Raw genomic sequence first — 12,180 nt, forward strand, 5'->3', positions numbered from 1 at the left:
AGTACTATAGAAAGTCGAGGATTCACATGGCCATACTACCGATTGTAATGCATCCTGATCCGATCTTGGAAAAAGAATGTGAGAAGGCAACTGCATTTGATAAGAAACTTAAAAAATTACTCAATAATATGTACGATACAATGATCGAAGCAGACGGTGTCGGACTCGCAGCCCCTCAGGTAGGTGTTGATCTGCAGGTTGCAATAGTCGATATAGGTGATGACAGCGGCACGATCGAGTTGATCAATCCAGAGATTGTAGAGAGTGATGGGACACAGACAGATCTCGAAGGCTGCCTCAGTTTTCCTGGTCTGTATGGAGAGGTTACGCGCCCCTCATCGATCAAAGTGCGTACGTATAACAGAAAAGGCAAGCTGGTGGAATTCAAAGCAAAAGATTTCCTTGCACGCGCCATACAGCACGAAATCGATCACCTGCATGGGGTCCTTTTTACAACGAAAATAGAAAAATATATTACTGAAGAAGAACTGGAAGGATATGAAGCGGAATGACAAAAATTGTTTTTATGGGAACACCGGATTTTTCAGTGCCTGTCTTACAGGCATTGCTGGAGGAAAATTATGAAGTGGCAGCGGTGGTAACACAGCCTGACAGGCCGGTCGGAAGGAAGAGAGTGTTGACACCCCCGCCTGTTAAAGCAGAGGCAATGAAGCACGGGATCCCGGTTTATCAACCTGAGAAAATCAGGAATCAGGAGGATTTGGATGAAATTCTTGCATTGAATCCAGACCTGATCGTAACCGCTGCATTCGGCCAGATCCTTCCAAAGGAACTGCTGGAAGCCCCGAAATACGGATGTATCAATGTCCATGCTTCCCTGCTCCCAGAACTGAGAGGCGGAGCACCTATCCATTACTCCATTATTCAGGGCAAGGAAAAGACAGGTGTCACGATTATGTATATGGTTGAAAAGCTGGATGCAGGTGATATGATCAGTCAGGTTGAAGTAGAAATCGAAGAAAAGGATCATGTCGGCACTCTTCATGATAAACTGAGTGCTGCCGGTTCCAACCTTCTGATCGAGACCCTTCCTGATCTATTGGACGGAAAGCTGACCCCGGAGAAACAGGATGATTCAAAAGCGACCTTTGCGCGCAATATCAAAAGAGAACAAGAAAAGATCGACTGGTCTAAATCAGGAGAAGAAATCTATAACCATATCCGGGGGATGCATCCCTGGCCGGTTGCCTATACCACACTGGACGGCACGGTCATGAAGATATGGTGGGGTGAAAAAGTCAGCAGTCATTCTTCAAGTCCTGGAGAAATCTCCGGAATTGAAAAGGATGGCTTCATCGTGTCGACCGGGAACGAAACAGCGATAAAAATAACAGACCTGCAGCCTTCGGGAAAGAAAAGGATGAGTGCTGTTGACTACCTCCGTGGAGCAGGTGCTCATTTAGAAGAAGGAATGAGGTTGGGAGAATAAGATGAGTAAAAAAAAGAAAAGTGTCAGGGAAGCTGCACTGGATGTCATTGAAGCAGTAGAGAAGAATCAATCATACAGCAATCTGTTATTGAACTCCGTGATTGAAAAAAATGAGCTTCCCCAAAAAGATATCGGCCTCTTGACGGAACTGACATATGGAACGATACAGAGAAAAATGACATTGGATTATTTTCTTGCCCCCTTCCTAAAGGGAAAGCTGGATCACTGGGTTCGGCAATTATTAAGGTTATCCCTTTACCAGATTGTCTATCTTGACCGCATCCCTGACAGGGCGGTGCTGCATGAAGCAGTCGAAATCGCAAAGAAGAGGGGACATAAAGGAATTTCAGGTTTGGTGAACGGTGTCCTGCGTTCGATTCAAAGAAAAGGGGTTCCTTCCCTGGAAGAGATTAAAGATCCAATCGAAAGAGTTTCCATAGAAACAAGTCATCCTTTCTGGCTAGTGAAACGCTGGGCGGATCAGTTCGGATTGGAAAAGACAAAGGAAATGTGCGAAATGAATTTGGTTGCTCCAAAACAGACAGCGCGTGTCAATGTGACAAAGTTGTCCAGAGATGAACTAATACATAACTTAAGCGGAGAAGGCGTAGAAGTAAAGCCGAGTCCAGTCGCTGGAGAAGCTGTTCAAACACTGCGCGGAAATCTGGTGAAGACGGAAGCTTACCGGAACGGAGAGCTGACCATCCAGGATGAGAGCTCCATGCTGGTTGCACATGCCCTGGATTTAAAGAAGGACATGAAGGTCTTGGATGCATGCGCTGCCCCTGGAGGTAAAACCACTCACATCGCTGAACTACTTGGAGGGACCGGAGAAGTGCAGGCACTTGATTTACACAAGCATAAAGTCAAGCTGATTGATGAGAACGCTTCACGGCTGGGACTTGCAAATGTTTATACAGATACACTCGACAGCAGAAAAGCCGGTGAGAAATTCAAAGAGGGAAGCTTTGACAGGATCTTGGTTGATGCCCCTTGTTCCGGTCTCGGGGTGCTTCGAAGAAAACCTGATATCAAATATGCAAAGAAAGAACAAGATTTGCATTCCCTTCAAAAAATTCAGCTCGACATATTATCAGCGGTTGCTCCTCTGCTTAAAGAAGGCGGAATATTGGTATACAGTACATGTACAGTTGACAAGAATGAAAATGAGGGAACAGTCCGCTCATTCTTAAGTGACCATACTGAATTCAAAGAATTTCATCTTAAAAATCTTCCTGAGACAGTACAGGCTTTTACAAAAGGCAATCAACTTCAAATATTTCCACAGGATTTTGGAGGCGACGGTTTTTACATTTCCAGCTTCATTAAAACGGGTTCTTAAACGAAAACCATCGTATTTTGAAAGAATTTGTATTTTGCAAGCAGGAAAACGCCAGATATAAGTCGTACATTTACTAGAAGTACGGCATAACTTTATGGGCAAAATGTAATAATGTTATGTTCCATTCATCTTTTACCCCCCGACGAAGGGTTCTTTGGTCCTTAAAATAGACAAGATGACGGGGGAAGGTTGATGGAGCTTCTGCATAGGGGAGCGGAAAGAAGAGAAGAGGTGACCTAGTGAAAACTGTTTTTTATACGGATAAAGGGAAAGTGCGTCAACATAATGAAGACAGTGTCGATGTATTCAAAAATTCACATGGAGACTATCTCGCAGTCGTAGCCGATGGTATGGGCGGACATCGTGCAGGCGATGTGGCAAGTCAATTGGTTATATCCAGCTTGAAGGACATGTGGAAAAATACGGAGAAATTCGAGACTGCAGACCAGGCTGAAAATTGGTTAAAAACGACTATTAACGAAGTAAATAAAGAAGTTTATAGTTATTCTCAATCCCATAGTGAATGTGAAGGGATGGGAACGACGCTTGTAGGCGCAATCTGTACTTCCCTGTTTGCTACGATTGTGAATATTGGTGACAGCAGGGGCTATATCTTAAATGAAAACGGATTTCATCAGCTGACCGAGGACCACACTTTAGTGAATGAACTGGTCAGAAGCGGTGAAATCTCCAAGGAAGATGCAGAGCATCATCCACGGAAAAACGTGATCTTGAGAGCAATCGGGACAGAGACAACAATCACGATGGATATCAAGACGATCATGTTTGAAGACGATGATGTATTGCTCTTATGCTCCGATGGTTTATCGAATAAAGTTTCAGAACAAGAAATGAAAGAGATCTTATCAAATGATGACTCTCTCGGGAACAAAGGCGAGAAGCTCGTTCATTTGGCTAACGATTACGGCGGGGAAGATAATATCACCGTCCTGATTGTTAAGTATGCCGCTGAAACGGAAAGCGGGTGATAGTAAATGATGAATGGAAAGCGCATCAGCGGCCGATACAGGATCATTAAACTGATCGGCGGCGGGGGAATGGCCAACGTATATCTTGCGCATGACATGATCCTTGATCGTGAAGTGGCCATTAAGATGCTTCGAATGGATTTTGCCAATGAAGAAGAATTTATCAAACGGTTCCAGCGCGAGGCGCAATCTGCAACAAGCCTTGTCCATCCGAATATCGTAAGCATCTATGATATCGGTGAAGAAGATGATCTTTATTATATCGTAATGGAATATGTTCAAGGAATGACCTTGAAACAGTACATACAGCAGCATTCACCTGTCGATATCGATACGGCTTTGGATATTATGAAACAGCTGACCCTGGCTATTTCACATGCCCATCAGAACCATATCGTACACAGGGATATTAAGCCACATAACATATTGATCGATGAGGAGGGCACGGTCAAGATCACTGATTTCGGTATTGCGATGGCCCTTAGCGCCACGTCCATCACACAGACCAATTCAGTTCTCGGCTCCGTGCATTATCTGTCTCCTGAGCAGGCGAGAGGCGGAATGGCAACGAAAAAATCGGACATTTATTCACTGGGGATTGTCATGTTCGAATTACTCACCGGCCGTCTCCCATTTTCCGGGGAATCAGCCGTCTCAATCGCATTGAAGCATTTGCAGTCGGAAACCCCATCGTTGAGAAGATGGAATCCCGACATCCCGCAAAGTGTAGAAAATATTGTTCTTAAAGCCACGGCAAAAGATCCTTTCAGAAGATATGACAGCCTGGAGGAAATGGATGAAGATCTTACAACGGCCCTTGATCCGAGCCGTGTGAATGAACCTAAGTTCTCTGTCCCGATGGATGATGAAGCCACTAAGGCAATCCCGGTCATTACGGATGACCAAGGATCTTCAAATCTGGACGATACCATCATCCATACCCAGTCAAGCACCGACACCAAGCCTGCAGTACCTCTCAATGCTGACAAGGACGCCAAATCAGCTAAAGGGAAAAAGAAGAAAAAGCCCAAAGAGAAAAAGAAGAGGAAGTGGCCGGTGCTGATCATCAGCTTGTTCTTTTTGCTTATTTTGCTGGGGGTCGCTGCTGTGACTCTAGTTCCTGACTTACTGGGGCCAAAAGAAATTAAAGTTCCGGATGTCACAGGGAAAAAAGATTCAGAAGCTGTATCGATTCTCATTTCTGCCGGATTTGTGGTCGGGGAAACAAAAGAGCGTCCGGATGATAAAGTGCCAGAGGGACAAGTCATCAATACAAATCCTAAAGCAGGCCGCATGGCCAATGAGGGGTCCTCTATTGACCTGTATGTAAGTACGGGGAAAGAAAAAACCGAAGTGGAAGATTTTGTAGGCAAGAACTATGATGATGTTGTTTCCGATCTTGAAGATCAAGGATTCAAAGTTGAAAAACTTGAAGAATCCTCCAATGAAGTCGGGGATGGAACAATCCTCACCCAGGACCCTTCACCTGGCGAAAGTGTGGTTGCCGGTGAGACTACGATTAAACTGACAGTCAGTACGGGTCCTGATTCCTTCGAATTAAGGGATTTATCAGGCTACGATCAAAAATTACTTGATGAATATGCTGACTTGAGGGGCATATCAATAGAGAAAAACGGTGAAGAATATTCCGATGAAATCCCTGAAGGACATGTGATCAGCCAACAAACAAAAGCTGGTACTCCTACCTATCCAGGGGATACAGTGTACGTTGTGATGTCCATGGGACCAGAGCCGCCTAAAGAGAAAGAAGAATCTCGTGAAATCGAAGTCAAGTATGAGGGAGATGGAACAAAGCCGCAGTTTGTTGAAATCTTCATCGAAGACAAGGACAGTACGTATGAAGACAGTGAAGAAAAAACAGGAATTACGGAAGATACCACGTTCAGACTGAACTTCTTACTCGAAGATGGCAAGCAAGGGAAATATAAGATACTTGTAGACGATAAAGAGTATAAATCAGGAACCGTTGAGTATCCTAAAGACGAATAATAAGCGAGCGGGACTGTACCCCGGGTTAATGTTGACCTTAGGGGACAGTCCTCTTATTTTCCTTTATAATGGAATTATGATATAAAATGAAGGTATACATACGTGAATGTTTAAAGATTAAAAGGAGGTCCCGAATGGCAGAAGGGAAGATTATCAAAGCATTAAGCGGGTTTTACTATGTTCTCTCTGAAGGGCAAATTACTCAATGCCGCGGCAGAGGGGTGTTTCGAAAGAATAAGGTGACCCCGCTTGTAGGGGATTATGTGGAATTCCAGGCAGAGAACGAAACCGAAGGGTATATCTTGAAAGTATTTGAACGCAAGAATGAACTGGTGCGCCCTCCGATTGCGAACGTGGATCAGGCCATTTTGGTTTTTTCCGCCCGGGAACCGGATTTCAGCACAGGATTACTGGACCGTTTCCTTGTTTTAGTCGAGAGCAAGGAAATCGACCCGCTTATCTGTATCACCAAAATGGACTTGCTTAAACAAGATGAAATACAAGAAGTGGAAAAGTATGCAGAACAATACCGTTCTTTTGGGTATGAAGTGGTTGCCACGTCATCGAAGACTGAAGAGGGAATTGAAGAATTGGCTCCTTACATGAGAGATAAGACTTCTGTATTTGCAGGGCAGTCGGGGGTGGGTAAATCAAGCTTATTGAACGTGATCAAACCTGAACTCGAATTGAAAACAGCCATGATCTCATCTCATTTGGGGAGGGGTAAGCATACGACCCGCCACGTTGAACTGATTCATATCGGGGATGGCTTGGTGGCTGACACCCCTGGTTTCAGTTCCCTTGAATTCACAGACATTGAAGTAGAAGACCTGCCGCACTATTTTCCTGAAATGGTGGAAGCTTCCGAGCAGTGTAAATTCAGGGGATGCCTTCACATCAACGAGCCGAAATGCGCGGTAAAAAAAGCAGTTGAAACAGGGGACATACCAGGCTACCGGTATGATCACTACCTGACATTCCATCAGGAAATAAAAGACAGAAAGCCGAGGTATTAAGAAATGAAGATAGCACCATCAATACTTTCTGCAAATTTTGCAGAACTGGGGAAAGAAATCAAGGACGTCGAAAATGGGGGAGCCGATTACATCCATATCGATGTGATGGACGGTCACTTCGTCCCGAACATCACAATGGGCCCGATGGTTGTCAAAGCGGTACGGCCGCTCACAGACCTGCCGCTGGATGTTCACCTTATGATCGAGGATCCGGACCAGTATATAGAGGCATTTGCCGATGCCGGAGCGGACTATATCACTGTACATGTCGAGGCAGCAGCCCACTTGCACAGAACCATCCAGCTGATCAAAAGCAAAGGTGTAAAAGCCGGAGTCGTTCTAAACCCGGCCACTCCTGCTGAATGGGTGAAACCGATTCTTCAGGATATCGATATGGTCCTGTTAATGACGGTTAACCCAGGCTTTGGAGGCCAGTCATTCATCCCGTCGGTCGTACCGAAAATAAAGCAAATCCGCAGCTGGGCAGATGAAATCAACCCGAAACTTGAAATTGAAGTGGACGGCGGCATCAACACGGAAACAGCACCGGTCTGTGCGGAAGCGGGAGCGGATGTATTTGTTGCCGGTTCCGCCATTTATAATAAAAGTGACAGAGAGGCTGCGATCCAAGATTTAAGAAAATCGCTGTCCAAATAATTTTAATGACTGATCCAGTAGTTATATGGATCAGTCTATTTAATATGTGAGGTGCAGAAAATGGAATTTTGTATCGTAGCCGGGGGACCGGAGAGGTATTTGCCGGATTTGAAAAAGTTCAATAATGCAAATGTAAAATGGGTTGGTGTGGACCGGGGAGTATTCACCCTTCTGGAAAACGGCTTGGAAGCAGAGGGTGCGTTCGGTGATTTTGATTCAGTGAGTTCAGCTGAATGGTCATTGATCACTGATCGAGTTGAAAAAGTAAACACATACAAACCCGAAAAAGATGAAACGGACTTAGAGCTTGCCTTAAACTGGGTCCTCGGCCAAAACCCAGATTCCATCAAAATATTTGGAGCAACAGGAGGGCGTCTCGATCATTTCATGGGGAATGTCCAATTATTGATGCAGCCGACCCTTATGGAGTCAGGAATAAAGAGCGAATTGATCGATGTTCAAAACCGTTTATGGGTCGTAAAGGCAGGAGAGCATGAAGTGATTGAACTCCCTTCCCATCAGTATATTTCATTTGTCCCAATGACCGGATCCGTCGAGGATCTTACACTTACCGGCTTCAAATACCCGCTAAAAAACCGGAATATTTTCCGCGGATCAACACTATGTATTAGTAATGAACTTATACAATCATCTGGTACTTTTTCTTTTACAAATGGCATATTAATGGTGGTAAGAAGCAGCGACAGCACTTCTTGACCCAATTCAAAAAGAAGACGTACTTACATGCAACTGCTTGAATAGACTGAAATGATGTCAAGCGAAACATTATGTTCTTTAGATTGCGGGGAGGGACTAAAATGCGATTTTATACAATCAAATTACCAAAGTTCTTGGGCGGGCTTGTTCGAGCGATGTTAGGAACATTCAAAAAGGAATAATGGTGGGTTTGAAGGCAGCAGGGGGCTGTCTTCTTTTTTTGATTTAGATTGCAATTCTGTATTTGAGTGATTGATTTGTTTTGAAAAGAGTTTTTTTGGATGAGATCAATGGTTTTTTTATAATAAATGAAAAAAGTAAACGGATTCCAAACGTAAACACGGGTTTTCAGTATGAATTGGCAGTTGGTGTTATACCCGTGCAGGTGTTTATGATCCGGTTTTCAAGATTTACGGTCCACTTTTGAAAAATACAAGCCACTTTTCAGATTTACAGGCCAGATCTCGAAAATACGATCCACTTTCACCGAAATACGAGCAACTTGTCGAAAAATCTTTAAGCTTCAAGGATTCAGCGGCCTTCATGACTCGGTTAAATGGTTAAGTGATTTCGATGGCTATTTCATTGACTGATACGCCTTTTCCGTGGGGGCAGGAGCGGAATCTTTTAATTTTGCCCTGTAATCTTTGAATTAGTGCCGTTAATCTTTTAATTTATAACATTAATCTTCGAAATTTCCCCGATAATCTTTCAATTTCACTGATTATTCCGTCACTAGGAAAAATATGGAATATGATTACCTCTTACCAACATTAAAAAAACCTGCAGAGAACCACCCGGCAGGCAAAATCATCACAGATCCATTTGTCAATCCCTATTTCTCAAAGCCCTTCCGCTTTTCGAATTGTCCAGCTCCGGCGGCTAGAGACTCGAGACATAAGTCAATCTTGCCCAAAAGGCAAAAAGCGCCTTTAGTGCAAGCTCGTCTTATGCTTGTCGTCTCTGAGCAAGCCGCCTCCGCTTTTCTACCTGTCCAGCTCCGGCGGCTAGAGACTCGAGACATAAGTCTATCTTGCCCAAAAGGCAAAAAGCGCCTTTAGTGCAAGCTCGTCTTATGCTTGTCGTCTCTGAGCAAGCCGCATCCGCTTTTCTGCCTGTCCAGCTCCAATGGTCTGCTCCCGTTTGAAAATTAACCTTTGGCTTTTGAGGCAAAAAACGCCTCTAAAGCCAAAGAACATTTTTCAAAGGGAGCAAAACGCCCACTTCCGCTTTTCTGGCTGTCCAGCTCCAAGGCTTAGAGGCGGGTGGCATAAGTCAAACCGGCCAAGAAGGCAAAGAACGCCTTCCCGTCCGGTTCGTCTTATGCCACCCGCCTCTGAGCAAAGCCCTTCCGCTTTTCTGGCTGTAAAGTATTTTTTCTTGAAAGCTTTTAATTGAACTGTTGCATTATGGGAGCGTGTGTGATAAATTATTAAAGTATCTTTATGATAAAAGCGAAATGTAGAACTGAAATGTAACTTCAGCTTCTTGTTAGTGAGGAGGGAATAGATTATGGCAAAGAAATGCGTAGTAACAGGCCGTAAAGCTAGCGCTGGTAACGCTCGCTCTCACGCGATGAATGCGAACAAGCGTACTTGGGGTGCTAACCTGCAAAAAGTTCGTATTCTTGTAGACGGTAAGCCTAAAAAGGTTTGGGTTTCTGCAAGAGCGTTGAAATCAGGTAAAGTTGAGCGTGTATAATACTTAAACAAATGAGGAGACGTCTTTCTTGAAGGGCGTCTTTTTTCTATTTATAAGAGTAATGCGCCGGAAAATGGAAAAAATGATAGATACTGAGTTCATAAATAGTGCCTGGAGTATACTTTAGCTTTCAAAAAGTGCATAGTTATAGTAAAATGTTTTTAGCCAAGCATGTATTTAAAGGGGGAGAACATTCCATGTCCATCGAATTGAAAACGCAGTACGGACAAATTGATATTACGAATGATGTCATTGCAATGATTGCTGGAGGTGCAGCGGTGGATTGCTACGGAATTGTTGGAATGGCTTCAAAGAATCAGATAAAAGACGGTTTTACAGATATCCTACGTAAAGAAAATTTCACTCGCGGAGTGATTGTTCGTCAAGATCAAGAGGAAGTACATATTGACATGTATATTATTGTGAGCTATGGTACAAAAATTTCTGAGATTGCTCATAACGTACAATCCAAGGTTAAATATACCCTTGATAAGACCGTCGGCTTGGCGGTAGATTCAGTAAATATTTTTGTGCAGGGGGTTCGAGTTACGAACCCGTAGTGAGGAGGAAGATTTGTGTCGATTACATCTTTGGAAGGAAAGCGTTTTGCCGAAATGGTCATCCAGGGGGCTGCAAAGCTTTCTGCCAATGCGCAGCTGGTTGATGCGCTGAACGTATTTCCTGTTCCTGATGGTGATACTGGAACAAACATGAATTTATCAATGACTTCAGGTGCAAAAGAAGTTAAACAAAACACCCAAGAACATATAGGTAACGTTGCTTCTGCACTCTCTAAAGGGTTATTGATGGGGGCCAGGGGTAACTCCGGTGTTATCCTTTCCCAGTTATTTAGAGGATTTGGAAAGGCCATTGAAGGCAAAAGCTCTTTAACAAGCAAGGAATTTGCGGATGCACTGCAGTCTGGGGTGGAAACAGCTTACAAGGCTGTCATGAAACCGGTTGAAGGAACGATTTTGACTGTGGCAAAAGATGCAGCCAAAAAAGGTGTGAGTTCAGCACAAAAAGAAAGCGACTTTATAAAGTTGATGCAGGATATCGTAGATGAGGCAAAGGCTTCCCTCGATCGTACTCCCGACCTTCTGCCAGTGTTGAAGGAAGTAGGGGTTGTCGACAGCGGCGGCCAAGGATTATTGTTCGTCTATGAAGGGTTCCTGGCTGAATTGAAGGGTGAAAAAGTATCCGATCAGGTATCATTGCCATCCATGAACGATCTTGTGAGTGCAGAACACCATAAGGCTGCCCAGGATTTCATGAGCACCGAGGATATTGAATTCGGTTATTGTACAGAGTTCATGGTCAAGTTCGAGGAAGATAAGAAGGCATTCAATGAAGAAGACTTCCGTAATGACCTGAGCGAATACGGAGATTCACTGCTTGTAATCAGCGATGATGAGCTGGCAAAAGTACATATCCACTCAGAACAGCCCGGGAATGTATTGAGCTATGGACATAAATACGGCAGTCTCATCAATATAAAGATTGAAAATATGAGACAACAGCACAGCAGTATCGTTGGAGAATCCCACACGGCAAAACCTGAGGCCCCGCCTGTTAAAAAGGAAGTGGACTTTGCCATTGTGACAGTTGCGATGGGTGAAGGGATTTCTGAACTCTTCAAGAGTATCGGTGCCACTGCGGTAATCGAAGGCGGACAGACGATGAATCCGAGCACGGAAGATATCGTAAAGGCCGTGGAAGAAGTGAATGCCAAGAAAGTCATTATCATGCCTAATAATAAGAATATTATCATGGCAGCGGAACAGGCGGCGGAAGTGCTTGGTGCAGAAGTTGCTGTCGTACCGACGAAGACTGTCCCGCAAGGAATGGCTGCTTTGCTCGCTTTCAATCCAGCCGCTTCTGTAGATGATAATAAAAAGGCAATGAGTGAAGCTTCACTGCAAGTGAAGACAGGTCAGATCACTTATGCGGTAAGAGATACGAATATTGACGGTATGGCAATCTCAAAGGATGACTTCATGGGAATCTCTGAAGGCAAAATCGTGATCGCCGAGAAGGATCGTCAGCAGACGGCAAAAAGTCTATTGGACGAGATGCTCGATGAAGATTCTGAAATTCTTACCATCCTCTACGGTGAAGATGTGTCTGAAGAAGATGTAACTTCATTACAGGAATATGTAGAAGAACACTATGAAGATGTGGAAGTGGAAATTCATAACGGAAAACAGCCACTTTACTCCTATATTTTTTCAGTTGAATAAAAGGATGAAGGGGACAGTGCCAAACATGCGCCTGTCCCCTTATATTATGTTAAAATAG

Annotated in this window: 12 protein-coding genes; all 12 read left to right on the forward strand. The window is 44.0% G+C overall.

Annotation, left to right across the window (positions count from 1 at the left end):
* Positions 1–26: 26 nt before the first annotated feature.
* Complete coding sequence (def, locus tag ACKA06_RS03185; protein ID WP_058298384.1) at positions 27–512, forward strand: peptide deformylase; 486 nt, start codon at positions 27–29, stop codon at positions 510–512.
* Complete coding sequence (gene fmt / locus ACKA06_RS03190; RefSeq protein WP_032088885.1) at positions 509–1,450, forward strand: methionyl-tRNA formyltransferase; 942 nt, start codon at positions 509–511, stop codon at positions 1,448–1,450. Before def ends, fmt begins: the two co-directional genes overlap by 4 nt.
* 1 nt (position 1,451) lies before the next feature.
* Positions 1,452–2,792, forward strand: a complete 1,341-nt coding sequence (rsmB, locus tag ACKA06_RS03195) for a 16S rRNA (cytosine(967)-C(5))-methyltransferase RsmB (protein WP_411158999.1) — start codon at positions 1,452–1,454, stop codon at positions 2,790–2,792.
* Between the two features lie 239 nt (positions 2,793–3,031).
* Positions 3,032–3,781 carry a Stp1/IreP family PP2C-type Ser/Thr phosphatase gene (locus tag ACKA06_RS03200; RefSeq protein WP_032088883.1) on the forward strand — a complete coding sequence of 250 codons (750 nt, stop codon included), beginning with the start codon at positions 3,032–3,034 and terminating at the stop codon, positions 3,779–3,781.
* 6 nt (positions 3,782–3,787) lie between these two features.
* Positions 3,788–5,791 (forward strand): Stk1 family PASTA domain-containing Ser/Thr kinase, encoded by a 2,004-nt coding sequence (pknB, locus tag ACKA06_RS03205; RefSeq protein ID WP_411159000.1) that lies wholly within the window; start codon positions 3,788–3,790, stop codon positions 5,789–5,791.
* Positions 5,792–5,925: 134 nt separating this feature from the next.
* Positions 5,926–6,807, forward strand: a complete 882-nt coding sequence (gene rsgA, locus ACKA06_RS03210; RefSeq protein ID WP_058298389.1) for a ribosome small subunit-dependent GTPase A — start codon at positions 5,926–5,928, stop codon at positions 6,805–6,807.
* Positions 6,808–6,810: 3 nt separating this feature from the next.
* The gene (rpe, locus tag ACKA06_RS03215; RefSeq protein ID WP_411159001.1) at positions 6,811–7,464 is read left to right on the forward strand and encodes a ribulose-phosphate 3-epimerase; all 654 of its coding nucleotides are present in this window, start codon (positions 6,811–6,813) and stop codon (positions 7,462–7,464) included.
* Between the two features lie 60 nt (positions 7,465–7,524).
* Positions 7,525–8,181, forward strand: a complete 657-nt coding sequence (locus tag ACKA06_RS03220) for a thiamine diphosphokinase (protein WP_032088879.1) — start codon at positions 7,525–7,527, stop codon at positions 8,179–8,181.
* 101 nt (positions 8,182–8,282) lie between these two features.
* The gene (gene spoVM, locus ACKA06_RS03225) at positions 8,283–8,363 is read left to right on the forward strand and encodes a stage V sporulation protein SpoVM (protein ID WP_032088878.1); all 81 of its coding nucleotides are present in this window, start codon (positions 8,283–8,285) and stop codon (positions 8,361–8,363) included.
* A gap of 1,330 nt (positions 8,364–9,693) precedes the next feature.
* Positions 9,694–9,882: a 50S ribosomal protein L28 gene (gene rpmB / locus ACKA06_RS03230; RefSeq protein WP_032088875.1), complete on the forward strand. Its 189-nt coding sequence runs from the start codon at positions 9,694–9,696 to the stop codon at positions 9,880–9,882.
* 197 nt (positions 9,883–10,079) lie between these two features.
* Positions 10,080–10,442 carry an Asp23/Gls24 family envelope stress response protein gene (locus ACKA06_RS03235; protein ID WP_032088874.1) on the forward strand — a complete coding sequence of 121 codons (363 nt, stop codon included), beginning with the start codon at positions 10,080–10,082 and terminating at the stop codon, positions 10,440–10,442.
* 15 nt (positions 10,443–10,457) lie between these two features.
* Entirely contained in the window at positions 10,458–12,122 is a 1,665-nt protein-coding gene (locus ACKA06_RS03240) for a DAK2 domain-containing protein (protein WP_411159002.1), read from the forward strand.
* Positions 12,123–12,180 lie beyond the last annotated feature (58 nt).

This window comes from Rossellomorea oryzaecorticis (assembly GCF_045897515.1).
Classification (GTDB): domain Bacteria; phylum Bacillota; class Bacilli; order Bacillales; family Bacillaceae_B; genus Rossellomorea; species Rossellomorea enclensis.

Excerpts from the sequence above, each read along its gene's own strand:
- def (WP_058298384.1), top strand. The coding sequence starts at position 27 with ATGGCCATACTACCGATTGTAATGCATCCTGATCCGATCTTGGAAAAA.
- fmt (WP_032088885.1), top strand. The coding sequence starts at position 509 with ATGACAAAAATTGTTTTTATGGGAACACCGGATTTTTCAGTGCCTGTC.
- rsmB (WP_411158999.1), top strand. The coding sequence starts at position 1,452 with ATGAGTAAAAAAAAGAAAAGTGTCAGGGAAGCTGCACTGGATGTCATT.
- pknB (WP_411159000.1), top strand. The coding sequence starts at position 3,788 with ATGATGAATGGAAAGCGCATCAGCGGCCGATACAGGATCATTAAACTG.
- rsgA (WP_058298389.1), top strand. The coding sequence starts at position 5,926 with ATGGCAGAAGGGAAGATTATCAAAGCATTAAGCGGGTTTTACTATGTT.
- rpe (WP_411159001.1), top strand. The coding sequence starts at position 6,811 with ATGAAGATAGCACCATCAATACTTTCTGCAAATTTTGCAGAACTGGGG.
- ACKA06_RS03220 (WP_032088879.1), top strand. The coding sequence starts at position 7,525 with ATGGAATTTTGTATCGTAGCCGGGGGACCGGAGAGGTATTTGCCGGAT.
- spoVM (WP_032088878.1), top strand. The coding sequence starts at position 8,283 with ATGCGATTTTATACAATCAAATTACCAAAGTTCTTGGGCGGGCTTGTT.
- rpmB (WP_032088875.1), top strand. The coding sequence starts at position 9,694 with ATGGCAAAGAAATGCGTAGTAACAGGCCGTAAAGCTAGCGCTGGTAAC.
- ACKA06_RS03235 (WP_032088874.1), top strand. The coding sequence starts at position 10,080 with ATGTCCATCGAATTGAAAACGCAGTACGGACAAATTGATATTACGAAT.